At 72.1% G+C, this 24,734-nt stretch carries 25 protein-coding genes; 14 read left to right on the forward strand and 11 right to left on the reverse strand.

The genetic code is table 11. The annotated features are described in order from the left end of the window. Positions 1-4 precede the first annotated feature (4 nt). Positions 5-1,213, forward strand: coding sequence for an MFS transporter (locus HD601_RS04300; protein WP_184819666.1), 1,209 nt, complete (start codon positions 5-7; stop codon positions 1,211-1,213). Between the two features lie 12 nt (positions 1,214-1,225). Here the strand turns inward: HD601_RS04300 and HD601_RS04305 are convergent, their stop codons facing one another. Further along, entirely contained in the window at positions 1,226-1,750 is a 525-nt protein-coding gene (locus HD601_RS04305) for a DUF2087 domain-containing protein (protein ID WP_184819668.1), read from the reverse strand. A 358-nt stretch (positions 1,751-2,108) separates the two neighbouring features. Here HD601_RS04305 and HD601_RS04310 point away from each other — a divergent pair, with 358 nt between their 5' ends. The 5 genes from HD601_RS04310 to HD601_RS04330 are packed head-to-tail and all read left to right on the forward strand — an operon-like array spanning position 2,109 to position 6,952. Then, positions 2,109-2,912: a DeoR/GlpR family DNA-binding transcription regulator gene (locus HD601_RS04310; RefSeq protein WP_184819670.1), complete on the forward strand. Its 804-nt coding sequence runs from the start codon at positions 2,109-2,111 to the stop codon at positions 2,910-2,912. After that, positions 2,909-3,988, forward strand: coding sequence for a galactose-1-phosphate uridylyltransferase (gene galT, locus HD601_RS04315; protein WP_184819672.1), 1,080 nt, complete (start codon positions 2,909-2,911; stop codon positions 3,986-3,988). Before HD601_RS04310 ends, galT begins: the two co-directional genes overlap by 4 nt. Beyond that, the gene (gene galE, locus HD601_RS04320) at positions 3,985-4,941 is read left to right on the forward strand and encodes a UDP-glucose 4-epimerase GalE (protein WP_184819675.1); all 957 of its coding nucleotides are present in this window, start codon (positions 3,985-3,987) and stop codon (positions 4,939-4,941) included. The genes galT and galE overlap by 4 nt, the downstream gene beginning before the upstream one ends. Further along, positions 4,920-6,044: a galactokinase gene (gene galK / locus HD601_RS04325; RefSeq protein ID WP_184819677.1), complete on the forward strand. Its 1,125-nt coding sequence runs from the start codon at positions 4,920-4,922 to the stop codon at positions 6,042-6,044. The genes galE and galK overlap by 22 nt, the downstream gene beginning before the upstream one ends. Next, positions 6,041-6,952 (forward strand): aldose epimerase family protein, encoded by a 912-nt coding sequence (locus HD601_RS04330; RefSeq protein WP_184819679.1) that lies wholly within the window; start codon positions 6,041-6,043, stop codon positions 6,950-6,952. The genes galK and HD601_RS04330 overlap by 4 nt, the downstream gene beginning before the upstream one ends. A 12-nt stretch (positions 6,953-6,964) precedes the next feature. Here the strand turns inward: HD601_RS04330 and HD601_RS04335 are convergent, their stop codons facing one another. Beyond that, positions 6,965-7,720 (reverse strand): GNAT family N-acetyltransferase, encoded by a 756-nt coding sequence (locus tag HD601_RS04335; RefSeq protein WP_184819681.1) that lies wholly within the window; start codon positions 7,718-7,720, stop codon positions 6,965-6,967. Positions 7,721-7,761: 41 nt separating this feature from the next. Between HD601_RS04335 and HD601_RS04340 the strand changes: the two genes are divergently transcribed. Further along, a complete protein-coding gene (locus HD601_RS04340) occupies positions 7,762-8,118 on the forward strand; it encodes a nuclear transport factor 2 family protein (protein WP_184819682.1) in 357 nt (118 codons plus the stop codon). Positions 8,119-8,200: 82 nt separating this feature from the next. Beyond that, positions 8,201-9,154 carry a siderophore-interacting protein gene (locus tag HD601_RS04345; protein ID WP_184819683.1) on the forward strand — a complete coding sequence of 318 codons (954 nt, stop codon included), beginning with the start codon at positions 8,201-8,203 and terminating at the stop codon, positions 9,152-9,154. A gap of 16 nt (positions 9,155-9,170) precedes the next feature. Here the strand turns inward: HD601_RS04345 and HD601_RS04350 are convergent, their stop codons facing one another. Further along, positions 9,171-9,326, reverse strand: coding sequence for a hypothetical protein (locus HD601_RS04350; RefSeq protein WP_184819684.1), 156 nt, complete (start codon positions 9,324-9,326; stop codon positions 9,171-9,173). A 221-nt stretch (positions 9,327-9,547) separates the two neighbouring features. Further along, positions 9,548-10,381: a helix-turn-helix transcriptional regulator gene (locus HD601_RS04355; RefSeq protein WP_184819685.1), complete on the reverse strand. Its 834-nt coding sequence runs from the start codon at positions 10,379-10,381 to the stop codon at positions 9,548-9,550. A 102-nt stretch (positions 10,382-10,483) separates the two neighbouring features. Here HD601_RS04355 and HD601_RS04360 point away from each other — a divergent pair, with 102 nt between their 5' ends. After that, on the forward strand, positions 10,484-11,932 hold the full coding sequence (locus HD601_RS04360; protein ID WP_184819686.1) for an MFS transporter: 1,449 nt from the start codon (positions 10,484-10,486) through the stop codon (positions 11,930-11,932). On the opposite strand, the gene HD601_RS04365 is transcribed toward HD601_RS04360, so the two are convergent. Next, positions 11,868-12,290: an MmcQ/YjbR family DNA-binding protein gene (locus tag HD601_RS04365; protein ID WP_184819687.1), complete on the reverse strand. Its 423-nt coding sequence runs from the start codon at positions 12,288-12,290 to the stop codon at positions 11,868-11,870. The genes HD601_RS04360 and HD601_RS04365 overlap by 65 nt on opposite strands. A 49-nt stretch (positions 12,291-12,339) precedes the next feature. After that, positions 12,340-13,749, reverse strand: a complete 1,410-nt coding sequence (locus HD601_RS04370) for an L-fucose/L-arabinose isomerase family protein (protein ID WP_184819689.1) — start codon at positions 13,747-13,749, stop codon at positions 12,340-12,342. 112 nt (positions 13,750-13,861) lie between these two features. On the opposite strand from HD601_RS04370, the gene HD601_RS04375 reads away from it, so the two are divergent. The 5 genes from HD601_RS04375 to HD601_RS04395 all read left to right on the forward strand — a co-directional run bounded on the left by HD601_RS04375 (position 13,862) and on the right by HD601_RS04395 (position 19,161). Beyond that, positions 13,862-14,881: a substrate-binding domain-containing protein gene (locus HD601_RS04375; protein ID WP_184819691.1), complete on the forward strand. Its 1,020-nt coding sequence runs from the start codon at positions 13,862-13,864 to the stop codon at positions 14,879-14,881. Between the two features lie 96 nt (positions 14,882-14,977). Next, positions 14,978-16,300, forward strand: a complete 1,323-nt coding sequence (locus tag HD601_RS04380; RefSeq protein ID WP_184819692.1) for an ABC transporter substrate-binding protein — start codon at positions 14,978-14,980, stop codon at positions 16,298-16,300. Next, positions 16,297-17,208 carry an ABC transporter permease subunit gene (locus HD601_RS33410; RefSeq protein ID WP_184819694.1) on the forward strand — a complete coding sequence of 304 codons (912 nt, stop codon included), beginning with the start codon at positions 16,297-16,299 and terminating at the stop codon, positions 17,206-17,208. The genes HD601_RS04380 and HD601_RS33410 overlap by 4 nt, the downstream gene beginning before the upstream one ends. Further along, entirely contained in the window at positions 17,192-18,085 is an 894-nt protein-coding gene (locus tag HD601_RS04390) for a carbohydrate ABC transporter permease (RefSeq protein ID WP_184819696.1), read from the forward strand. The genes HD601_RS33410 and HD601_RS04390 overlap by 17 nt, the downstream gene beginning before the upstream one ends. Positions 18,086-18,105: 20 nt before the next feature. Beyond that, complete coding sequence (locus HD601_RS04395; RefSeq protein WP_184819698.1) at positions 18,106-19,161, forward strand: glycoside hydrolase family 172 protein; 1,056 nt, start codon at positions 18,106-18,108, stop codon at positions 19,159-19,161. A 953-nt stretch (positions 19,162-20,114) separates the two neighbouring features. On the opposite strand, the gene HD601_RS04400 is transcribed toward HD601_RS04395, so the two are convergent. The 5 genes from HD601_RS04400 to HD601_RS04420 are packed head-to-tail and all read right to left on the reverse strand — an operon-like array spanning position 20,115 to position 24,690. Continuing rightward, positions 20,115-20,867: a hypothetical protein gene (locus tag HD601_RS04400; protein ID WP_184819700.1), complete on the reverse strand. Its 753-nt coding sequence runs from the start codon at positions 20,865-20,867 to the stop codon at positions 20,115-20,117. Between the two features lie 51 nt (positions 20,868-20,918). Continuing rightward, on the reverse strand, positions 20,919-22,136 hold the full coding sequence (locus tag HD601_RS04405; RefSeq protein ID WP_184819702.1) for an NADP-dependent isocitrate dehydrogenase: 1,218 nt from the start codon (positions 22,134-22,136) through the stop codon (positions 20,919-20,921). Between the two features lie 54 nt (positions 22,137-22,190). After that, on the reverse strand, positions 22,191-23,174 hold the full coding sequence (locus HD601_RS04410) for a malate dehydrogenase (protein WP_184819704.1): 984 nt from the start codon (positions 23,172-23,174) through the stop codon (positions 22,191-22,193). Between the two features lie 38 nt (positions 23,175-23,212). Further along, positions 23,213-23,566 carry a DUF3017 domain-containing protein gene (locus tag HD601_RS04415; protein WP_221440527.1) on the reverse strand — a complete coding sequence of 118 codons (354 nt, stop codon included), beginning with the start codon at positions 23,564-23,566 and terminating at the stop codon, positions 23,213-23,215. Beyond that, the gene (locus tag HD601_RS04420; RefSeq protein WP_184819706.1) at positions 23,563-24,690 is read right to left on the reverse strand and encodes a citrate/2-methylcitrate synthase; all 1,128 of its coding nucleotides are present in this window, start codon (positions 24,688-24,690) and stop codon (positions 23,563-23,565) included. Before HD601_RS04420 ends, HD601_RS04415 begins: the two co-directional genes overlap by 4 nt. Positions 24,691-24,734: the final 44 nt, after the last annotated feature.

Raw genomic sequence — 24,734 nt, forward strand, 5'->3', positions numbered from 1 at the left:
TCGCATGGCTACCTACCGGGCGATCTTCGCCAACCGCGAGTTCCGCAATCTGTGGTTCGGCAGCGCGCTGGGCAACGCGTCGTCGACGATGACCAGCCTGACCCTGGCGATCATGGTCGACCAGGCGACCGGCTCGGCACTGCTGGCGGCGATGATCATGTTCGGCCCGTCGCTCGCCCAGGTGCTCGGCGTGTCGACGCTGATGTCCGCGGCGGACACGGCCCGGCCGCGACGGCTGCTGACGCTGCTCGCCGCGTTCTCGGCGGTCGCGGCCGGGCTGCAGGCGGGGCTCGACCTCTCCGCCGGCCAGCGCCTGCTGCTCGCGTTCGCGGTCGCCTACGGCCTGTCGATCGGGGCGGGGGTGCGCTGGGGACTGCTCGGCGAGGTGGTCCGCGCGGACCAGTTCGTGCTCGGCCGGTCCGCGATGAACCTGTCGGTCGGCGCGATGCAGATCGCCGGCTTCGGCATCGCGGGCGTCCTCCTGCAGGCCGTCAGCCCGTTGGCGGTGCTCTGGATCGCGACCGGCTGCGCCGCCCTCGCCGTCCCCGTGGTCCGGTTCGGCCTGCTCGACCGCGCCCCGCGGCGACTGGCCCGCACCGGCCTCGCCGAGACCTGGCGCGGTAACCGCCGGCTGCTCGCGCAGGTCCGGACCCGCCCGCTGCTGCTGGCGCTGACGGTCCCGAACGGCCTGATCGTCGGCTGCGAGGCGCTCTTCGTCCCGCACTCCGGGGCCCAGGCCGGGTGGCTGCTAGCGGCGGGCGCGGCCGGCATGATGGCCGGCGACCTCGTCGTCGGGCGGCTGCTCACGCCCGGCGGGCGCCGGGTCGCGGGCCGGGTGCTGCGCTTCGTCCTCGCCGTGCCGTTCCTGGGCTTCGCGTTCGACCTGCCGATCGGCGTGCTCTGCGTCCTCGTCGCGATCGGCAGCAGCGGCTACGCGGCGTCGCTGGCCCAGCAGGAGGTGCTGGTGGACCTGACGCCGGAGGAGCTGCACGGCCAGGTGCTCGGGCTGGAGTCCGCGCTGCGGATGACCACGTTCGGCGTGGTGGCGATCGCGGCCGGCGCGCTGGCCGACCTCACCGCGGCGGGTCCGGCGATGACGGTGTGCGCTGCGGCCTCGCTGCTGGTGTCGGTGGCGCTGACCCGGCCGCTGGCCCGGGTGATGAGGGACCGCGCTCCGGCGCCTGCGCCTGAGCCCGCGCCCGTGCTGGTGTGAGCGCCGGTCACCTCATGTCGCGGGCCAGTACCGGGACCCGTCGGCGTCGCGGTCCAGGTAGCCGAAGTCGACCAGCAGGCGGCGCAGGGCGACCGACTCGTCGCCGAGTTCGTGGAGTTCGGCGGTGAGTTCCTTTTCCGTGTAGCTGTCGCGGCGCGGGAGCGCGGCCATGACCAGCCGGCCGAGCTCGTCCTTCAGCCGGTCGTCGGCCGGGATGGTGGCGATGCGGCCGTTCTTCAGGCAGCCGTCCAGCCGCGGGAAGTCCGCAGCCACCCGTCCCACCGGCGTCGACGCGGACCCGGCGGCGGCCGCCGTCCGGATCGGCTCGAGCCCGGCGCTCAGCCCGGTCTCGTCGCGGCGGACCAGCCCGGCCCCGCCGAGGACCGCCAGCGCCCGCTGCACGTCCCGCTCGGACAGCCCGGTGCGATCCCCGAGATCGGCGACGGTGTGCGCTGCGGCCGGGCCCGTGGCACAGAGCGCGCCGAGGACGGCCAGCCGCTTCCGGTCGCCCAGCGCGCTGAGCAGTTCGGTGGTCATGCGCGCACGGTAGGCGGCGTGGCGCCGTGACCGCACCTGGATTACTCGTCGGCCGCGTCCTCCTGACACTCCGGCGGCGAGGTGCAGTCGGCAGGCAGCGGCTCGGGCGTGGCTCGAGGTTGGCGAGGTCGCCTCCCCGTCCCTCTGGGCACGCCTCGCCCGCTCCATGGCGGTCCGCCCGGGCCGAGGTGATCACGTTCACCACCAAATTCCGTGTCGCACTAGGCCTGCAGGCCTCGTGATGCCCGGGTGATCGTGGTGGGCGGCCCAGCAAACGCCGAGAAATCCCACCGCAGGGCCGTGGTGCTATCGTGAAAGAACACGATCGCACAGATTCGAACAGAAGGGCACGGCCTCCATGCTCGCCGCTGAACGGCAGGCGCTCATCCTGGACGAGGTCCAGCGACGCGGCGCCGCAACCGTAGGCGAGTTGGCCGGCCGGTTCGAGGTCTCCGAGATGACCATCCGGCGCGACCTCGACGCGCTGGTGGGGCGGGGTGCGCTCGACAAGGTGCACGGCGGCGCCACCACGAGACGCGAGACCAGAGCACCCAGCACCGAGGAGCCGGGCTTCCGGGCCAAGCAACGACGCCAGCAGGCCGAGAAGGAGGCCATCGCCCGCGCGGCCGCAGCGCTGGTCGAGCCCGGATCGGCGGTCGGGCTGTCGGCGGGCACCACCACGTGGGCGCTGGCCCGCCACCTCCGCCAGATCCCGCGGCTCACCGTCGTCACCAATTCCATCCGCATCGCCGACGAACTGCACGACGACGACCGCACCGACCTCGCCGTCGTCCTGACGGGAGGGGTGCGCACGCCGTCCGATGCGCTCGTCGGGCCGGTCGCGGTCTCGTCGCTGCGGCTGCTGCACCTCGACGTCGTGTTCCTGGGCGTGCACGGCATCGACGCCGACGCCGGGTTCACCACCCCGAACCTGCTCGAGGCCGACACCGACCGCGCGCTCGTCGCGGCCGGCCGGCGGCTGGTCGTCGTCGCCGATCACACGAAGTGGGGGACGGTGGGCATCAGCACCATCGCCCGGCTCGACGAGGCCGACGTGCTGGTCACCGACGACGCCCTCCCCGACGACGCCCGCGACACCCTCGCCGACCAGGTCGGCGAGCTGATCCTCGTTCCCACGCCACAGACGAACGGACCTCGATGAAACGCACCACGGCGCGGCTGGCCGACGGCCGCGAGATCATCTACTTCGACCGGCGCGACGACGCCACCCACCGCCTCAACGACCCGCGCGACCTGCCGCCGGTCAGCACCACGTCGCAACTGCGCTACGACCCCGTCCTGGCCGAGTGGGTGGCCATGGCCGGGCACCGGCAGACCCGCACCTTCCTGCCGCCGAAGGACCTCTGCCCGCTGTGCGCCTCGACCCCTGAGCGTCCCACCGAGGTCCCCGACAGCACCTACGACGTCGTCGCGTTCGAGAACCGCTTCCCCAGCCTGTCGACGCACGCGACGACCACCGAGACCGGCACCGAACTGGTCCCCGTCCGTCCCGGCACCGGCCGCTGCGAGGTGCTGGTGTTCAGCAGCGACCACAACGCGTCCTTCGCCACCCTCGAACCCGCCCACGCGCGCCTCGTCGTCGAGGCCTGGGTCGACCGCACGGCCGAGCTGTCCGCCGTCCCGGACGTCGAGCAGGTGTTCTGCTTCGAGAACCGCGGCCAGGAGATCGGCGTCACGCTGTCGCACCCGCACGGCCAGATCTACGCCTACCCGTACGTCACGCCGCGCACCGCGCGGATGATGCAGTCGGCACGCGAGCACCACCAGCGAACCGGCCGCAACCTCTTCGCCGACGTCCTCGCCGAGGAGCGCGCGGCGCAGACCCGCGTCGTCGCGCAGACCGAGCACTGGACGGCGTTCGTGCCGGCCGCCGCCCGCTGGCCGGTCGAGGTGCACCTGTACCCGCACCGCCAGGTGGCCGAGATCGGTGACCTCGACGACGCCGAGCGCGACGAGTTCGTCACGCTCTACCTCGACGTGCTGCGCCGCTTCGACGCGCTCTACGACGCGCCGCTCCCCTACATCGCCGCCTGGCACCAGGCGCCGGTCCGGCAGGACCGCGACCTCGCCTACCTGCACCTGCAGGTGTTCTCGATCAAGCGGGCGGCCGACAAGCTCAAGTACCTCGCCGGGTCGGAGTCGGCCATGGGCGCGTTCGTCACCGACGTCCTGCCCGAGGACGTCGCCGCCCGCCTGCGCGACGTGGAGGTCCGATGAAACTGCTGGTCACCGGCGGAGCCGGGTACATCGGCTCAGTGGTGGGGTCGCAGCTGGTGGCGGCCGGCCACGAGGTCGTGGTGCTCGACAGCCTGCTCACCGGCCACGAGGACGGCGTGCCCGACGGCGCCCGCTTCGTCCGGGCGGGCATTGAAGATGCAGCGGATGCGGTCGATTCGAGCTTCGACGCCGTGCTGCACTTCGCCGCCCGGTCGCTGGTCGGCGAGTCTGTCTCCGAGCCGCAGCTGTACTGGTGGAACAACGTCGTCGGCACCCTACGGCTTCTCGACGCCATGCGCGCGGCCGGGGTGCGCCGGCTGGTGTTCTCGTCGACGGCGGCCACGTACGGCCAACCGGCGCAGAGCCCGATCACCGAGGACACCCCCGCGGTGCCGATCAACCCGTACGGGCAGAGCAAGCTCGCCGTCGACCACGCGCTGGCCGGCGAGGCCCGGGCGCACGACCTCGCCGCGGTCAGCCTGCGCTACTTCAACGTCGGCGGGGCGCTGGGCCGCTACGGCGAGCGGCACGACCCCGAGACGCACCTCATCCCCAACGTGCTCCAGGTCCCGGCCGGCCGCCGCGACGCCGTCGACGTCTTCGGCACCGACTACCCGACGCCCGACGGCACCGCGGTGCGCGACTACCTGCACGTCGAGGACCTCGGCCGGGCGCACCTGCTGGCGCTGGACTGGACCGGCACCGCCGAGGCCACCGGGCAGCACCGCGTGTACAACCTGGGCTCGGGTACCGGCTACTCCGTCCGCGAGGTCGTCGAGGCCGTGCGGCGGGTCACCGGGCACCCGGTCCCGACCAACGACAGGGAACGGCGCGCCGGCGACCCGCCGGTGCTGGTCGCGTCGGCCGAGCGCATCGCCGCCGACCTCGGCTGGCGCCCGGAGCACGACCTGGACACGATCGTGGAGGACGCATGGCGATTCCTGCAGGGCTGACGCGGACGGGGTCGGCTCCCGGCCGGGTCAACCTCATCGGCGAGCACACCGACTACAACGGCGGCTTCGCGCTGCCGCTGGCCATCCCGGCCCGCACGACGGCACGGGTGCGCACCCGCGACGACGGCGTGATCGTGGCGGCCTCGACCGCGCCCGGCACCGAGCCGGCCCGGTTCGCCGTCGGCAGCTCCCCCGGCGAGGTCACCGGCTGGGCCGCGTACGTCGCCGGGGTGTTCTGGGCGCTGCGCGACGCCGGGCACGACGTGCCGGGCGCCGACGTCACCATCGACAGCACCGTCCCGTCGGGCGCCGGGCTGTCGTCGTCGCACGCGCTCGAGGTCGCCGTCGCGGTCACGCTGAACGACCTGCACGGGCTCGGCCTCGACCGCACGTCGCTCGCCCTGCTGGTGCAGCGGGCCGAGAACCACTACGTCGGCGCGCCCACCGGCACCATGGACCAGATGGCGTCGCTGTACGGGCAGGACGGCCACGTCATCCTGTTCGACGCGCAGGCCATGACGGCGCAGCCGGTGCCGTGCGACCTCCCCGCCGCGGGCCTGGGGCTGGTCGTCGTCGACACCCGCGTGCACCACGACCACGTCGACGGCGGCTACGGCGCCCGCCGCGCCACCTGCGAGGAGGCCGCGGCGCTGCTCGGCGTCCGGACGCTGCGCGAGGTGCAGGGCGACGCCGTCGACGACGTCCTGGGCAAGCTCGACGACGACGTCATGGTGAAGCGGGTGCGGCACGTGCTCACCGAGAACGCCCGCGTCCTCGACACCGTCGCCCTGCTGCGGGCCGGGCGGGCCGCCGAGACCGGGCCGCTGCTGACCGCGTCGCACGCCTCGATGCGCGACGACTACGAGATCACGGTGCCCGAGGTCGACCTCGCGGTCGAGGCCGCGCTCGACGCCGGCGCGCTGGGTGCGAGGATGACCGGAGGCGGCTTCGGGGGGTCGGTCATCGCGCTGACCACCGCGGCCGGCCAGGACGCCGTCGGCGACGCCGTCCGCACCGCGTTCGACCAGCACGGCTACGCGTCACCGTCCGTCTTCACCGTCCGCCCGGCGGCGGGCGCCGGCATCGAGGAGAACAGCCAGTGAGCCCCAGCGGCACCCAGGTCGAACTGCGCCACGGCGCGTACTCCGCCGTCGTCACCGAGGTCGGCGCCACCCTGCGTGAGCTGCGCCACGACGACCGGCCCCTGGTGGTCGGCTTCGGCGCCGACGACATCCGGCCCAACTTCCGCGGCGCCGTGCTGGCGCCCTGGCCCAACCGCGTCACCGACGGCGTCTACACCTTCGAGGGCCAACGGCGGCAGCTGCCGCTCACCGAGCCCGACCGCGGCAACGCCCTGCACGGCCTGGTCGCCTGGGTCCGCTGGGAGGTGCTCGAGCAGTCGGAGTCGTCGGCGGAGCTGCGGCACGCGCTGGTGCCGACCCCGGCCTACCCGCACCCGCTGGACCTGCGGGTCCGCTACGCCCTCGACGACGACGGCCTGCACTGGACGGTGTCGGCGACCAACACCGGCGCCGGCGCGGCCCCCTACGGCACCGGCCCGCACCCGTACCTCGTCGGCGGCGAGGGCCGGGTCGACGACTGGTCGCTCGAGCTGCCCGCGGCCGAGTACCTCGCGGTGACGCCGGACCGGCTGGTGCCGGTGGGGGTCGAGACCGTCGAGTCCGCCGGGTTCGACTTCCGCTCGCCGCGCGCGCTCGGCGACATCTTCATCGACCACGCCTTCACCGGGCTGACCGCCGACGGCGACGGGGTCGCGCGCGTGCACGTCCGGGCGGCGGACGGGCGCGGCGTGGTCTGCTCCTGGAACGCCGATGAATGCCCGTGGGTGCAGATCCACACCGCCGACCGGCCCGGTGAGCCCGGCAACCGCATCGGCCTCGCCGTCGAGCCGATGACCTGCCCGCCCGACGCGTTCAACTCCGGCACCGACCTCGTCGTCCTGGAGCCGGGCGCGTCCCACCAGACCACGTGGACCATCGCCGCCCTTTGACGGGCTACGGGGTCAGCGGCCGGCGACCGCGCGAGTGGCGAAGGCCTGGCCGACCTGGTATCCGAGCCGCTCGTAGAGCCGGCGCGCGACGTCGTTGTCGGCGTACATGCCCAGGGTCACCGCCTCCGCGCCGCCGGCCAGTGCCGCGCGGGTGACGGCGGCGGTGACGTCGGCGCCGAGCCCGCGGCCACGGAACGACGGGTGGGTGGCGATCGCCCGCAGGTGCGGCACGCCGCTCACCGTCTCGTCGCGGGCCGCGCAGGCCACCAGCGTGCCCGACGCGTCGCGGACGCCGTACCAGGCCTCGACGCTCGCGTCGTCGGGCATGGCCGACGACCGGGGCGACGACAGCCGCAGCAGCTCCTCCAGGTCGCCAAGGTCGGCCGCACCGAGCACCCGGACCGCGTCCTCGCCCGGCCGCCGCGGGTCCGGAGCGGCCGCCGTCCAGAACCAGTCCCAGTCGTCGCCCGCCCCGAGCGGCGTGTCCACGTGCGCCAGTGCGCCGACCGGCACGATGACCCGCCCGATCGAGGCGTCGCCGCGACCCAGCACAGCGGTGACGAGACCGCCGGCGTCGGCGGCCGAGCCGAGGCCCCAGAGCGTCCGGCCGCCGCCCCACTTCGACACCGTCCAGCCGACGGCGTCGCCCTGCGACCACGCCTGCTCGAGCACGTCCGGTGAGGTCAGCCAGCGAGTGATCGGGTGGTTCCCGCCGGCCGCCAGCAGCGCGGCATGGTCGGGCAGTTCGGTGAGCGTGGACGTCAGCACCGAACCAGGGTAATGACGCTGTCCGTGGGAGGATCGCCGGCATGACACCGCCCGATCCGCACGCCTTCGCCCGCGACTGGGTCGCCGCCTGGAACGCCCACGACGTCGAGGCGGTGCTGCGGCACTTCCACGACGACGTCGTCTTCACCTCGCCGTTCGCCACCCGGGTGCTGCCGGAGTCCGGCGGCGTGGTCCGCGGCAAGGACGAGCTGCGCCGGTACTGGACCGAGGGGCTGCGGCTCCTCCCGGACCTCCGGTTCAGCGTCGAGGCCGTCTTCGCGGGAGTCTCCGCCGTCGTCATCACCTACCGGAACCAGAACGACGTGCTGGTCAACGAGGTGCTGATCTTCGACGGCGACCTCGTGCGCGAGGGCCACGGCACCTATCCCGCCGGCTGATCTGCCGACCCGGCGTGCGATCAAGGAATCGATCGGTTAGCCTCCCCTAAGTAAGGCGAAGCAACCTTCACACGGGGACTCGATGACCATCGCGACCACCGAGCGTGCCGTCCGGCGCGCCGCAGACGTGCCGTCCTGGCGCCCGTTCCGGGTGACCGTGGCCCGCGTCCAGCAGCTCACGCCGTGCTTCCTGCGCATCACCTTCACCGGCGGCGACCTCGACGAGTTCGGTCATGACGGACCCGACCAGCGCATCAAGCTCTATCTCCCGGCGGCCGGCCAGGGCTTCCCGGAGTTCGCCGAGGGCGACTGGTACGCGCAGTACCGCGCCATGGACCCCGAGGCCCGCGGCCACCTGCGCACCTACACGATCCGCCAGGTCCGGCCCGCACAGCGCGAGGTCGACGTCGACTTCGCCCTGCACGGCGACGCCGGCCCCGCCTCGGCCTGGGCGGTCCGCGCCGCGGCCGGCGAAGAGGTCGTGCTGGTCGGCCCGAACAGGCTGTACGGCGCCGACTGCCAGGGCCACGAGTGGAACCCGCCGGTCGACGTCCGCGACGTGCTCATCGCCGGCGACGAGACCGCCGTCCCCGCCATCGCCGGCATCCTCGAGCGTCTGAGGGGCACGCTCGATCCCGGCGCCCGGCTGCAGGTCTTCCTCGAGGTCCCCGACGACGGCGACATCCTGCCGCTGATCGCCCCGGACCAGGCCGAGATCACCTGGCTGTCGCGCCGCCGCCCCGACGGCTCCGTCACGGCCAACGGCGAGCTGCTGGTCGAGGCCGTGTGCGCGGCGGAGTTCGGCCGAGGGGCCCGGGCCGCAGCGCTGGACGCGAGCGCCGTCGACACCGTCGACATCGACCTCGAGGTGCTGTGGGAGGTCGCCGCGGCGGCCGGCAGCAGCGCCTACGCCTGGATCGCGGGCGAGGCCGGCGCCGTCAAGACCATCCGCCGGCACCTGGTCCGCGAGCGCGGCATCGACAAGGGCGCGGTGTCGTTCATGGGCTACTGGCGCACCGGCCGATCCGAGAACTGACGGCGGCAGCTTTCCGTCAGCGCAGCCGCACCACGCTGCCGGTCAACAGCCGCGCCTCGTCGGTGACCCAGCCGGTGTCGATGACCGGCGGGTAGACGATGTTGGCCGCGCCGTAGGACACCCGACTCGACCCGGATCCAGGAGAGTCCACCACCGACATGTAGACACACACGCCAACAGCTTGTTGGCATCAGCGTCTACATGCCGGCATCGGACTCTCGCCCGTTTCAGCGCGTCACGAGCCGGCACCGTCGATCCAGGCGAGCACAGCCAGGACGCGCCGGGCCGCGGGACCGGTGAGGTCGGCCCTCGACGGCATGCGCGCGGGCGCCCGCGTTCGCTCCGGTGACGAGGGCGACGTGTGGGAGGCGGACCGGCTCATGCGCACCATCCTCATCCGGCGGCCGCCAGGAGCCGCAGCGCGGCCTGCGAGCTGCTGCCCGGCCGGGCCGTGTGGGTGAGGATGCGCTGGCCGTCGCCGTCGGGCAGGTGCAGCACCTCGTAGTCGAGGTCGAGGTCGCCGACCGCCGGGTGGTGCAGCAGCCGCGTGCCGCTGGTGCACAGCCGCACCGTGTGCCGGGCCCAGAGCGTCGCGAACGCGGCGCTGCCGAGGCTCAGCTCGCCGACCAGCTCGGCCAGCCGGCGGTCGTCGGGGAACTGCGCCGCCACGTAGCGCAGCGACGCCACCGCCAGCGCGGCCTCGGCGTCCCAGTCGCGGTGCAGCTCGCGCGTGTGCGGGTCGAGGAAGAGCATGCGGACGAGGTTCGGGCGGGTCGCCGGCCGGACGGGCGCGCCGTCGTCGAGGTGCCCGGCCAGCAGCAGGTGCCCGGCGTGGTTCCAGGCGAGGATGTCGTTGCGCCGCCCCAGCAGCAGGGCCGGAACGGCATCCATGGCCCGCAGCAGTTGCACGGCCCCGGCGTGCGGCACCTCGGGCCGCGGCGCCCGGCGCCGCTTGGGGGCGACCGGGCGGGCCAGCGCGAACAGGTGGGCGCGCTCGTCGTCGTCGAGTCGCAGCGCGCGGGCCAGGGCGTCGATGACGGCGTCGGAGGCGTTGGCGGACTGGCCCTGCTCGAGGCGCGTGTAGTACGCCACCGAGACCCCGGCGAGCTGCGCCAGCTCTTCGCGGCGCAGGCCAACCACCCGCCGCTGCCCGTAGCTGCGCACGCCCACCTCGTCGGGGGTGAGACGGTCGCGGCGGGAGCGCAGGAACTCGCCCAGCTCGGTCATGTCCCCATTCTGCGCCGCTGCCGGCGCGGCTGCCTGACCCTGCCGGTGGTAGGCAGCGCAGGGGCCTGGCTGGCAGGGGCGGCCGGACGGACGCTCGCTGCCATGAGTACCCACACCGACCTCCAGCCGGCTCCCCCCGCGCCGCGGTTCACGGCGGCCGAGCGGCTCGCCCTCGCCGTGCTGCTCACAGCGAACTTCACCCTCGCCGTCGACTTCTCGATCCTCAACGTCGCCCTGCCGCGGATCGGCCAGGACCTCGGCCTCGCCACCGGGCACCTGCAGTGGATCGTCACCTCGTTCGCGCTCTGCGCCGCCGGCGGCACGCTGTTCTTCGGGCGCGTGGCCGACGTCTTCGGGCGACGGCGGCTGTTCCTGGCCGGCATCGCCCTGCTGGGTGCCGCGTCCGCCGCCGGGGCGCTCGCCCAGGAGCCGGCGCTGCTGATCGTGGCCCGGGTCGCCCAGGGCGTCGCGACGGCGATGGTCACGCCCGCGGCGTTGTCGCTGCTGACGACGCTGTTCCCCGAGGGAACCGCCCGGACCCGCGTGCTCGGCCTCAACGGGGCGCTCATGGCGGCCGGGTTCACCACCGGCGCCGTTCTGGGCGGCGTGCTGACCGGTGCCGTGAGCTGGCGGTGGGCGTTCTACGTCAACGTCGCGGTCGCGGTGGTGGTGCTGGCCGCCGGGCCGTTCGTGCTCAGCGGCGGCACCGCGGGGCGACGGCCCCGGCTCGACGCGCCCGGCGCGGTCCTCGTCACACTGGCGCTGGTCGCCGTCGCCTACGGCATCAGCACCGCTGGGGAGTCCGGCTGGACCCACCCTGCGGCGTGGGGGGTACTGCTCGCGGCCGCCGTGCTCCTGGTGGCGTTCTGGCAGGTGGAGAACCGGGTGCGCGAGCCGCTGGTCGCGCCGTCGATCCTGCGCCGGCACAACGTCTCGTGGGGCGCCGTCGCCGGGCTGCTGGCCTTCGCCACCGAGACCGCGCTGGTGTTCCTGCTGACGCTCTACCTGCAGGACGTCCTCGGCTTCGGCGCCGTCGCCGCCGGCCTCGCGCTCGCCGTTCTCGGGGTGGGCACCGTCGTGGGCGGGCTCGCCGCACCGCGCGTCATCGGCCGGACCGGCGCGAAATGGGCCATGGTGGCCGGCTTCGTCGTGCAGGCCACCGCGACGCTGCCGCTGGCCTTCGCCGGTGGCTCGTCGGCCTGGGTCGTGCCGCTGCTGGTGCTGACCTTCGCCGGCGGGGTGGCGAACCTCGTCGTGATCGTCGGCTACGCCGTCACCACCACCGCGGGCGTCCCCGCCGGCCAGCAGGGACTCGCCACCGGGCTGGTCACCCTGAGCCAGCAGGTGGGCATCACGCTCGGCACGCCGCTGCTCTCGGCAGTGCTGGCGGGACGGCTCGCCGACGGGCTGCTGCCGGCGCTGCGGCTGGCCATCGGCGTCGACGCGGCACTCTGCCTGGCGGCGGCCGCGCTGGTGGCCGTGACCGTCAGGACGGCCGGCGGACCTGGGCGACCAGCTTCTTCGGCGCCAGCACGCAGTAGCTCTCGGTGACCAGCTCGGCGATCTCGGTCCAGTCGACGTCGTCGTCGGGCAGCACCAGGACGACGACGTCGCGGCCCCAGCTGCCCTTGAAGTACGGCGGCCCGGCGGAGACCAGCGCGGCGAGGTCGTCGGGCGGCGCGCGGAACGTCAGCAGCGGCAGCGGCTCCGTCCGGCCGCCGCCGGCCACCCGGGTGTAGACGATGTCGTGGTCGGGCTCGATGCAGAGCACGTGCGCGAACGTGCGCCCGCGCACCCGCCAGCGGGTGCCGATCCAGGCCTGCTCCTCATAGACGCCGGGCAGGCCCATGCAGATCTCGCGCAGCGGCTCGACGAGCTCGTCGGGGACGTCGTCGTCGTGCTGCACCATCCGACGAGGCTAGCCGCCGGGTCCGACAGCCGCCGCGGCGCGCGGCCGGCTACCCGCCCAGCGGCTGGTAGTCGACGTCGAGCAGCCGGCAGACCTGCTCGAGCTCGGCCACGTAGTCGCCCGGGACGGCGTGGATGTGGTTGGCGCCGAACCGCGACAGGAACTCGTCGGCCGGCACGTCCATGCGGGTGAACGCGTGCGGCCACTCGAACGTCGACTGCCGCGCCAGCTGCTCGTTGACCTCGTCGCCGTAGTCCTCGAACGCGCCGCGCACGACCTGCATGCGGTAGCGGCCGCTGTGCCGCGTGAGCCGGGTCAGCGTCATGTCGCCCGGCGCCGCGACGTGGTGCACCGACGCGCCGCCGGCCGGGAAGAAGAACACCTCCGGGTACAGGTGCACCCGGCGCAGGTTCTCGGCCGGGTCGTCACTGCGGGCCGCGTACCAGGTAGCGTGCTGGCCGGAGTTGCACAGGTCCCAGATGTCGCGGTCGGCGTGGTAGTGCCGCACGTCGGCGAAGAGCACCGGGTCGCCCGAGATCAGCTTGAGGATCTGCATGGTCAGCGCGGCGTCCATGTCCGACTCCGTCGCGGTGACGTGGGTCGGCTTCGGGCCCTCCCAGTCGTACGGGTCGTTGAGGAACGCCTCGGTGATGTCCATGGTGGTGAAGTGCGTGGTCAGCTCCGGCTGGCCCTTGATGCCGGAGAAGTCGAGGTTCCACTCGTCGATCAGCTCGCGCACCGCGTGATACGACCGGATCTGCCGCTCCAGCAGCTCAGGGGTGAGCTGCTTGCCGTCGTAGTGGACGGTGGCGTGCGTCTCGAGCCACTCGCGGCCCTCCTTGGCCCGGGCCGGCGACACCAGCTCGGAGCGGCGGACGATCTCCCACTGGTCGATCTCCTCGACGTCGACGCCGAACGTCGACAGCCACTGGTCGCTGTTGGCGACGGCGGTGTACATGCCCATGGGCCGGCCGCCGAACCGGCCGAACGTGCTGCCGCGCAGCCCGCCAACCGCCTGCGCCGCGCGGACGTGCACGAGCAGCCGCCCCAGCGTCTCGGGGTCGGCGACGTCGCCCCACACCCGCCCGTGCACGCGGCCGATCTGGTCCAGCGCGCCGCCCGCGGCCAGCATGCCGACCATGCCCGGCTGGACGGGGTCGATGTTCGACAGCAGCACCAGCGGCCCCGGCGTCGCGTCGGCCGCGAGCATCGAGAAGTGCGGGAACGCCCAGACGGAGTAGTTGAAGATCGTGACGTCGGGCCGTGCCTCGGCGACCTGCCGGGCCAGGCTGGAGGCCAGCGCGTTCGTCCACACCGGCTCCGCCGCCCGCACCACCTCGTGCCCGGCGCCCTCCAGCGCCGCGGCGATCGCGTCCTCCGACGAGCGGGCCCAGGCCTCGATGTCGCGGTGCACGAAGTCGCGCCCGTCGGAGATGGTCAGCAGGCCGATCCGTGCCACGGTGCACTCCTCGCGTCGGCGGGAACAGTCAGAAATCGATTGCCCGCCACGCTAGGATGACCGCGGAGCGGATGTCAACGGGGGCAGCGCCGGATCGCGGAACGGGGGCTCGGTGGTCACCATCTACGACGTCGCACGCCACGCGGGCGTGTCGGCCGCCACCGTGTCGCGCGTGCTCAACGGCCACGTCAAGGTCGACCCCGTGCTGGCCGGGCGGGTCACCGACGCCGTCGCCCAGCTCGGCTACCGCCGCAACGCCGTCGCCCGCAACCTGCGCACCAGCCAGACCACGCTGTGGGCGGTCATCGTCTCCGACGTCCAGAACCCGTTCTTCACGTCCATGGTGCGCGGCATCGAGGACGTCGCGCTCTCCGCCGGGTACTCCGTCGTGCTCTGCAACAGCGACGAGAACCCCGAGAAGGAGTCGAACTACATCGCGGCGGCGCTGGCCGAGCGCATGGCCGGCGTGGTCATCTCGCCGTCGTCCCACCGTGTCGACGACGTCGAGCTCCTGCTCCAGGCCGGCTGCCCGGTGGTGGTCATCGACCGCGAGCTGGCCGGCATCAGCACCGACACCGTCCTCGTCGACAACGAGCACGGCGCTCAGATCGGCACCACGCACCTCGCCGACCAGGGCTTCCGCCGCATCGCCTGCATCGCCGGGCCGCGCTGGCTCAGCACCGCCACCCAGCGCCTCGACGGCTACGGCAAGGCGCTGCGCGCGGCCGGGCTGCCGGTCGACCCCGCGCTGGTGCGGCACGCTGACTTCCGCGAGCGCGGCGGCTACGAGGCCATGGCGTCGCTGCTCGACGACAACGCCGCGGCACCGCCCGACGCCGTCTTCGCCGCCAACAACCTCATGACCATCGGCGCCATGGAGTGCCTGGTCGAGCGCGGCATCGCGGTGCCGTCCGACGTCGCCATCGTCGGTTTCGACGCCATCCCGTGGGCCGACCTCATCCGGCCGACGCTGACCACCGTCGCGCAGCCCACCTACGAGGTCGGCCGACGGGCGGCGCAACTGCTGGTGAAACGGCTGGCCGGGCCCGCCGAGGAGCCCACCCACGTGGTGCTGCCGACCGCGCTGCAGATCCGGGCCAGCTCGATCCGCGTCACCGCCCGACCGCGCTGACTCACCCCTTGACAGTCGGTGTAGCCCGCGCCTAGCGTCGTTCGAAATCGATTTCTCAGCCGACATCGGGGTCGGCGAGAGAGACGGAGACGCGAGATGGCCGGTTCCCGCCCCCACGTGCTCACCCGCCGTCAGTTCACCACCAGGATGGTCGCCGCCGGCGCGTCCGCCGGCATCCTCGGACCGCTGCTCTCCTCGTGCGGAGGTGGCGACGACAGCAGCAGTGACGGCGGCGGGCCGATCCAGTTCTGGAAGTTCGTCGCCGAGGGCGACGACCCGCAGATCGAGGCGGCGATCGAGCGCTGGAACGCCGAGAACGCCGACATGCAGGTGGAGTTCCAGACCTTCCCGTTCGCCGACTACACCGGCACCAAGCTGACCACCGCGTTCGCCGCCGGCAACGGCCCGGACGTGTTCTGGATCAGTCCCGGCGCGTTCCTCAACTACGTCAACACCGGGGTGTCCGCGCCGGTCGACGACCTCGTCGACAAGGGCGGGTACAACCCGGCGTCCGTTGCCGCCGTCACCGTCGACGGGGCGATGCAGGCGCTGCCGTTCGAGATCGAGCCGGTGGCTCTGTTCTACCGCGAGGACCACCTGGCCGACGCCGGCCTCGAGCCGCCCACCACCTGGGACGGGCTGTTCTCCGCCGCCCAGGAGCTCACCTCGGGAGATCGCAAGGGCATCATCATCGAGGTCGCGCCCGGCCCGTACCAGAACTTCACCTGGTACCCGTTCCTCTGGAGCGCCGGCGGCGAGGTCGTCAACGAGGACTCCACCGAGTCCGCGCTGCGCTCCCCCGAGGCGGCCGCGGCGTTCGACCTCTGGGGGCGCCTCGTCACCGAGGGCTACGCGCCCAACGACAACGCGACGTCCACCACCGACATCGGCACTCTCGGCCGGGGCGAGACGTCCATGCAGGTCTGCGGGTTCTGGGCCATCGCCGCACTGCAGGAGGAGTTCGCCGACCAGCCGATCAACGTCATCCCCATCCCCGCGCCCGACGGCGGCAGCCCCGTCTCGGTCTACGGCGGCTGGACGCAGATGCTCAACGCCGAGAGCCCGCGCCTGGACGCGGCGAAGGCGTTCACGAAGTGGCTCTGGGTCGACGACGACGTGTTCGCCGAGGAGTGGGCCTGCCGGGCCGGCTCGAAGTTCTCCCCGCGCGAGGCGGTCAACGAGGCCTGCGCCGACGTGTTCGGCGCCGCCACGCACAGCGTGTTCGCCGACCAGATCCTGCCCATCGCCCGGGCCGAGCCGCGCTACCCCGACCAGGTGGTCAAGGCCGTCGGCGACGGCCTGCAGGCGGCGATGTTCCGTGGCGCGAGCGGCGAGGAGGCGGCGGCGCTGGCGGCCGACGCCATCGACACGTTCCTGTCCTCCTACCAGGGGGCGCCGCTCAACCCCGAGACCACGTGAGCAGCGCCGTCGGCACCGCGCCGCCTCGGTGGTGGCGGACCCGGCGCGGCGAGCAGCGACTGGTCGGGTACGCGTTCCTACTGCCGGACCTGCTGGGCCTGGCGGTGTTCGTGGCGCTGCCGATCCTGGGCGCGTTCTACATCTCGTTCCACGACTGGACCGGCATCGGGGCACGCGAGTGGACCGGCACCGCCAACTACGAGACCCTGCTGCACGACCAGGCGTTCCGCGACTCGCTGAAGATCACCGCCGTCTACACCGTCACGTTCGTGCCGCTGCTGTTCGTGCTGTCGCTGGCGCTGGCCCTGCTGGTCAACCGCGGGCTGGCGCTGAGCGGGTTCTTCCGGTCGGCCTACTTCGCGCCGTTCATGGTGTCGCTGGTGGTCGCGTCGGTCGTCTGGGGCTTCATGCTGCAGGACCCCGGCGGCGTGCTGAACGCGGTCCTCGGGCTGTTCGGCATCGACCCGCAGCCCTGGCTCGGCTCGACCCGGCTGGCGATGGTGTCGGTGATCCTGGTGACGCTCTGGCAGGGCGTCGGCTACAGCATGATCATCTTCCTGACCGGGCTGCAGGACATCCCGAAGGTCTACTACGAGGCGGCGGTGGTCGACGGCGCCGGCGCGTGGCGGCGCTTCCGCGGCATCACGCTGCCGCTGCTGCGGCCCACCAGCGTGTTCGTCCTGCTCATCACGTTCATCAGCGCGCTGCAACTGTTCGACCCGATCTACGTGCTGACACAGGGCGGGCCCGCGGGCGCCACCCGGACCACCGTCGTCTACATCTACGAGACCGCGTTCCAGTTCCTGCAGCTGGGCTACGCGTCGGCGCTGTCGGTGGCGCTGTTCGTGATCATCCTGGTCTTCTCCCTCCTCCAGCTACGGATCTTCCGCCATGAGTCCTACGACTGAGGCCGCGCCGGCCCGCGAGGCGGCCGCCCGCCCGCCGATCCCCCGCCGTCGGCGCCGGCACCGGCTGGCCGACCGGCTGGTGCTGTACACGCTGGCGATCCTGGCGTTCGTCGTGCTGGCCGGGCCGCTGCTGTGGATGCTGTCCAGCTCGCTCAAGGACGGCTCCGAGGTGCTGGCCAACCCGCCGACCGTGGTGCCGCGCGAGCTGCACTTCCAGAACTACGTCGACGTGTTCGAACAGGTGCCGTTCGCGCGGTACATGCTGAACTCGCTGTTCGTGGCGACGGTGGTGACGGCGATATCGCTGCTGTTCCACTCGATGGCGGCCTACTCGCTGGCCCGGCTGCGCTTCCCCGGCCGCAACGCGATCTTCCTGGCGATCCTGTCGACGCTGATGGTGCCGTTCACTGTCATCGTGATCCCGCTGTTCATCATCGTCGACTGGCTCGGCTGGGTGGACACCTACCAGGGCCTGATCATCCCGATGATCCCGCACGCGTTCGGGATCTTCCTGCTGCGCCAGTTCTACCTGTCGCTGCCGCGGGAGCTCGAGGAGGCGGCGATCGTCGACGGCGCCGGGCTGGTCAAGGTGTACTGGCACATCGTGCTGCCGTTGTCGCGGCCGATCCTCGCGGCGCTGGGCATCTTCTTCTTCCTGGCCAACTGGAACAACTTCCTGTGGCCGCTGATCGTCACACAGTCGCAGGAGCTGTGGGTCGTGCAGCTGGGCATGCAGCAGTTCACCGGCCAGCACGGCACGCAGTACCACCTGATCATGGCCGCCTCGACGCTGGCGGCGCTGCCGACGCTGATCCTGTTCTTCGTCCTCCAGCGCCGGCTCGTCGAGGGCATCAAACTGACCGGCCTCAAGGGCTGACCTCTCGAGAAGGAGCGCCGATGACCGGACCCCTGTCGAACCTGCCGCGGCTCACCGGCACCCGCAGCGCCCGCGCGTCCAGCTGGGACCGGACGGGCGGCAACGACGACCGTCTGACCATCGCGCCGGGTGAGACGGCGCTGCTGGCGGCCGTCGACGAGCCGGGCGTCGTCCGGCACATCTGGGTGACCATCGCCTGCGAGGACGAGCACTACCTGCGCAAGATCGTGCTGCGGATGTACTGGGACGGCGCCGACACCCCGTGCGTCGAGGCGCCGGTGGGCGACTACTTCGGGCTCGGGCACGCGCAGCACCGCAACTTCGTGTCGCTGCCGCTGCAGATGAGCCCGCAGGACGGCAAGGCGTTCAACTGCTGGTTCCCGATGCCGTTCGACTCCGCCCGGCTCGAGGTGGCGAACGAGTGCGGCACCGACGTGATCTTCTACTACTACGTCGACTACGAGCTCACCGGCGAGCCCGACACGCGGGCCGGCCGGTTCCACACGCAGTGGCGGCGGCAGAACCCGACCGACGGACTGGCCGACGAGTCCGGGCTGACCAACAGCGAGTTCCAGTTCGGCGGCACCAACACCGACGGCGCCGGCAACTACGTGCTGCTGGACGCCGCGGGCGAGGGCCACTACGTCGGCTGCCACGTCGACATCGAGAACCTGCGCCAGGTCGGGCCCGCCCAGTTCAACTGGTACGGCGAGGGTGACGACATGATCTTCGTCGACGGCGAGCCGTTCCCGCCGGCGCTGCACGGCACCGGGACCGAGGACTACTTCAACACCGCCTGGTGCCCGTCCGAGGAGTACAACGCGCCTTACCACGGCATCGTGCTGCCGGGCGGGCAGAACTGGTCCGGGAAGATCTCCCTCTACCGCTACCACGTCGAGGACCCGGTCCGGTTCCAGCGGTCGATCAGGGTGACCATCGAGCACGGGCACGACAACCACCGCTCCGACGACTGGTCCAGCACGGCGTACTGGTACCAGACCGAGCCGCACGCCCCGTTCCCGCCGCTGCCGGCCGTCGGCGACCGCCTGCCGCGGCCGGGCGAGCGGCTGTTCTGAGGAGTTCGTGTCGAGCACGAAGGCGCGCGGACCGGTGTGCAGAACGGCCCCGCCGATGAACCGGTCGCCGGTGATGGGAGCCTCGGTGACGAGGAGCTCCGGCCCATCTCTGCTCGGAGGTGCGCCACGACCAGCGTGTCGAAGGTGCGGCCCAGCATGTCCGCGTCCTCTATTAGCGCAAGGCAGCCGCGCTGGCCCGCTTCGCCGCCGCCGAGGGCATCCCGCTCTCGCAGACGGTCGCCGTCGGCGACGGCACCACGACCCCGTCACCGCCCGTCCGCTGAGGTTCGCTGGGTGACCGTGCGCTGGGTTTGCCGAGTCACGCCGGCCGCTGGCGGTTCCGCCGTGGGTTCGGCGACCGGTCCCGCGGACATCCAGCCCCGCCGACCACTTTCCATGATCATCAATGATCCAACCACCTATAGGGGGTCGAATCATTGATGATCATGGAGAAGAGCGACCAAAACCGGCCTCGGAAGCCGCCCTTCTCCATGATCAACAGCGGGCGGCCAGCGCAACCCAACACCAGCGGGTCTGAGGGCCGGGCCATCCGGGGAGGGGGCCCTGGTGCTGTTGAAGGCGAGGGCGCGGCGGCGCGGTTCCGCGACATCCGGTCGCAGGGCGGCGAGCGCGAGCGATGGATCGACGACGTATCGCTTCGAGCCACGGACCAGACGCTTCAACCGCTTCCGATGCGAGCAGATCACCCCTGATCTCACCGACGGTGAGTCCGTGCATCGGCACCCGCAGAATGCGACCGGTGCCGGGCCGGCTGGGCATGTCGAGGTCGCCCCGCACCGAACCGGTGAGGATGAAGCGGCCAGGGCTCGGGGTCCGCGCCGGCGACCGCGCCCTGGGCCGGCTGATCGAGGAGGATGCTGCTTCGAGCAAAGCGCCGCACCCTCGAATGGGCAGATTACGCAGGCGTCAGTAGCAGGATGCCACACCATCCACTAGCCAAATTCCGCAGGTGAGACCGCAACGACCGCCTCGATGCGGACGTCGAAGCCGGCGCCGTCGTCGTCGCCGCCGAGCTCGCGCAGCTCGACGCAGATGCCGGTCTCGACGTCGAGGGCCACGGCGAACGCGTCGGCGAAGGCGCGGTCCTCGGGATCGGGCCCGCCCTCGGCCCGCAGCAGCTCGGCCGAGACCTCGCCGATCAGCAGGGCGCAGCAGGTGCAGCGCGGGTCGTAGGCCGCGGTGGGCCGGACGGTCGCCTCGAGGGTGTCGCGGCCCTCGCGGACCACCTGCTCGACCGACAGCACGTCGACGCCGTCGGACAGCTCCACGGGGTCGAGCATGGCGACCCACAGGTAGTTCTCGTACATGGGGTCGTCGTAGGCGACGGTGACACCGGACGGCCGCCGCGCGACCAGACCGTCGGGGCGGCGCTCCGGCGCGGGCGCGGCGGGATCGAGCGGGACGGTGACCACCGACGGCTCGACGGGCGCGCCGCCGGAACCGTCGCCGGAACCGTCGTCGGAGCTCGACACGAGGACGAGGCCTCGGTCGGCCGGCGTCTCGTCGACCAGGTGCTCGGTGCCGTCGTGGTCGACGACGCGCATGCGGCCGGGCCGGTCGATCCAGGCACGCACTTCCTCGTCGGCCGTGATCGCGTCGCCGACCAGGCGGCGGGTCAGCTCCACCGACCGCCAGCGCCAGGGCGACGAGCGCGCGAGCGCCCGGAAGGTCTCCTCGTCCACCATGCGGTCGAGCCTAGGCGCGACCCGACCGCACGGCGAACGGCTTCACGGTTCTCAGACGAGGCGCTTGGCGAGGTTCTCGTCGAGCGCGCCGAGGAAGTCCTCGGTGGTCTTCCACTCCTGGTCCGGCCCGACCAGCAGCGCGAGGTCCTTCGTCATGACACCGGACTCGACGGTCTTGATGATGACGTCCTCGAGGGTCTCGGCGAAGCCGGTGACCTCGGGGGTGTTGTCGAGCTTGCCGCGGTGCTTGAGGCCACCGGTCCAGGCGTAGATGGACGCGATGGGGTTGGTCGACGTCGGCTTGCCGGCCTGGTGCTGCCGGTAGTGCCGGGTGACCGTGCCGTGCGCGGCCTCGGCCTCGACCGTCCTGCCGTCGGGCGTCATGAGCACCGACGTCATGAGGCCGAGCGAGCCGAAGCCCTGGGCGACGGTGTCGGACTGGACGTCACCGTCGTAGTTCTTGCAGGCCCAGACGTAGCCGCCCTCCCACTTCAGCGCGGCCGCGACCATGTCGTCGATGAGCCGGTGCTCGTAGGTGAGGCCGGCCTTCTCGAAGTCGGCCTTGAACTCGCGCTCGAAGACGTCGGCGAAGATGTCCTTGAACGCACCGTCGTAGGCCTTGAGGATCGTGTTCTTGGTCGACATGTAGACCGGGTAGCCGCGCTGCAGGCCGTACGAGAACGAGGCGCGGGCGAAGTCCTCGATGGACTTGTTGTAGTTGTACATGCCCATGGCCACGCCGCCGTCGGCGCCGTAGTTGGCCACCACGTGCTGGATCGGCTCGGAGCCGTCGGCCGGGGTGAAGGTGATGGTGAGCTCGCCGGCGCCGGGCACCTTGAAGTTGGTGGCCTTGTACTGGTCGCCGTGGGCGTGACGGCCGATGATGATCGGCTTGGTCCAGCCCGGCACGAGCCGCGGGATGTTCGAGATGATGATCGGCTCGCGGAAGACCACGCCGCCGAGGATGTTGCGGATCGTGCCGTTGGGCGAGATCCACATCTTCTTCAGGCCGAACTCCTCGACCCGCGCCTCGTCGGGCGTGATGGTGGCGCACTTGACGCCGACGCCGTGCTCCTTGATGGCGTTGGCGGCGTCGATGGTCACCTGGTCGTCGGTGGCGTCGCGGTGCTCGATGCCGAGGTCGTAGTAGCGCAGGTCGATGTCGAGGTACGGGTGGATCAGGCGGTCCTTGATGAACTGCCAGATGATCCGCGTCATCTCGTCGCCGTCGAGCTCGACGACGGGCCCGGCCACCTTGATCTTCGCCATGTCAGCGTCTCCCGGAAGAATAGATTTGTCTCGACGTCAAGATAACAGACGCGCTCAGATGAGCCCGAGCGCGGCCACCGCGTCGCGCTCCTCGGTCAGCTCGCCCACCGACGCGTCGATGCGCTGCCGCGAGAAGTCGCTGACCTCGAGGCCCTGGACGATCTCCCAGGCGCCGCCGCGCGAGACGACCGGGAACGACGAGATGATGCCCTCGGGCACGCCGTACGAGCCGTCGGACACGATGGCGGCCGACGTCCAGTCGCCCTCGGGCGTGCCGTTGACCCAGTCGTACACGTGGTCGATGGCCGCGTTGGCCGCCGACGCCGCCGACGACGCGCCCCGCGCCTCGATGATCGCGGCGCCGCGCTTGGCCACCGTCGGGATGAAGTCGTCGGTCAGCCAGGACTCCTCGACCAGCTCCGCCGCCGGCTTGCCGGAGACCTCGGCGTGGAAGATGTCGGGGTACTGCGTGGCGGAGTGGTTGCCCCAGATGGTCAGCTTGCTGATGTCGGCGACGCCGACGCCCAGCTTCGACGACAGCTGCGACAGCGCGCGGTTGTGGTCGAGGCGGGTCATCGCGGTGAACCGGTCGGCCGGCACGTCGGGCGCGTGCGACTGCGCGATCAGCGCGTTGGTGTTGGCCGGGTTGCCGACGACCAGGACGCGAACGTCGGACGCCGCGCCGGCGTTGATCGCCTCGCCCTGCGGCTTGAAGATGCCGCCGTTGGCCTCGAGCAGGTCGCCGCGCTCCATGCCCTTGGACCGCGGACGCGCCCCCACGAGCAGGGCGACGTTGACACCGTCGAACGCCTGGGTCGGGTCGTCATAGATGTCGATGCCACTGAGCAGCGGGAACGCGCAGTCGTCGAGCTCCATCGCGGTGCCCTCGGCGGCCTTCACGGCCTGGGGGATCTCGAGCAGCTTGAGCCGCACGGGGGTGTCGGCTCCCAGCAGCTGACCCGACGCCACCCGGAAGAGCAGCGCGTAGCCGATCTGACCGGCCGCGCCGGTGACGGTGACGTTGACGGGCTGGGCCATGGTGGATCTCTCCTCGTTGAGGTGCGACGGAATCGGATTCAGGACGGGGGCGGGACGATGAGCGACGCGATCAGGGTCCCCGCCCCCAGGAACCCCAGCGTCAACAGGTCGATGGCGCGCGAGCGCACCTTGAGCAGGCCGGCGATGCCGCTGGGCAGCACCGCCCGCAGGACGACCGCCAGGCAGATGCCGCCGGCGATGATGAACGTGCCCCGGCGGAAGTGGTTGTCGGCGACGATGACGGTGCCGACGGCGATGACGGCGAGCACCAGCAGCAGCGGCCACTGCCGGAACACCGCGCGCAGCCAGCTCGCGGGCATGAGCCGCCGCTCGGCGGCCGCGGCCCAGCGGCTGCTGGCCGCCGCGCGATGGGAACCGGCGCGTGTGTTCACCGCTGCGAGATCTCCACCCACTGCTGGTCGTGCGGCCCGGTGTAGTCGCTGTCGGGCCGGATGAGGCGGTTGTCCTCGTGCTGCTCGATGACGTGCGCCGTCCAGCCGCTCATGCGCGAGATGGCGAACACCGGCGTGAACAGGTCCGTCGGGATGCCCAGCGCGTGGTAGACGCTGGCGGCGAAGAAGTCGACGTTGGGGTACAGGCCCTTCTCGTCGAGCACCGTCTGCTCCATGCGCCGCGAGAACTCGTAGTAGCGGCGGTTGCCGGTGAGCTCGGCCAGCTCCTCGCTCATGCGCCGCAGGTGCGTGGCGCGCGGGTCCTCGGTCTTGTAGACCCGGTGGCCGAACCCCATGAGCTTGCGGCCGGCGGCGAGCTCGTCGCGGACGAACTGGTCGACGGCGTCGGCCTCGCCCTCGATGGAGGTGAGGGTCTTCATGACCGCCTCGTTGGCCCCGCCGTGCAGAGGCCCGCGCAGCGCACCCATGGCGCCGGTGATGGCCGAGTGCATGTCCGACAGCGTGGCGGCGATGACCCGGGCGGTGAACGTCGAGGCGTTCATGGTGTGGTCGGCGTGCAGCACCAGGCACTCGTCGAAGATCTCGGCGGCCCGCGGCGCCGGCCGCTCGCCGGTGATCTGCAGCAGGAAGTTGCCGGCGATGCCCAGCTCGGGGTCGGCGTCGGGGACCTCGCGGCCGGAGCGCTGCCCCTCGTAGGTGGCGACCAGCACCGGCATCTGCGCGACCAGCCGGGTGGCCTTGCGGCGGTCGGCCTCGATGGACGCGTCGGAGGCGTCGGGGTCGTCGATGGCCAGCGAGGAGACCAGCGTGCGCAGCGCCTCCATGGGGGTGCCGCTCTGGACGACGTACGGGAGCAGCGTGGTGGCGACGGAGCCGTACTGGCGGCCCTCGGCGAGCTCCGCCGTCAGGCCGTCGAGCTCCGCCTGCGTCGGCAGCGTGCCCCGCTGGAGCAGATGGACGCACTCCTCGAAGGAGATGCGCCCGGCGATGTCGTGGATGTCGTAACCGCGGTAGGAGAGCCGACCCGCTCGCCCGTCGATGTCGGAGATCGACGTGGACGCGGCCACGACGTCGGCGAGGCCGCGCGGAGACTTCTCGGCCATGGAATGTGTCCTCCTCAAGGGGAAGAACGAACCGGCGTGAACAC

It is taken from the genome of Jiangella mangrovi (assembly GCF_014204975.1).
GTDB lineage: Bacteria > Actinomycetota > Actinomycetes > Jiangellales > Jiangellaceae > Jiangella > Jiangella mangrovi.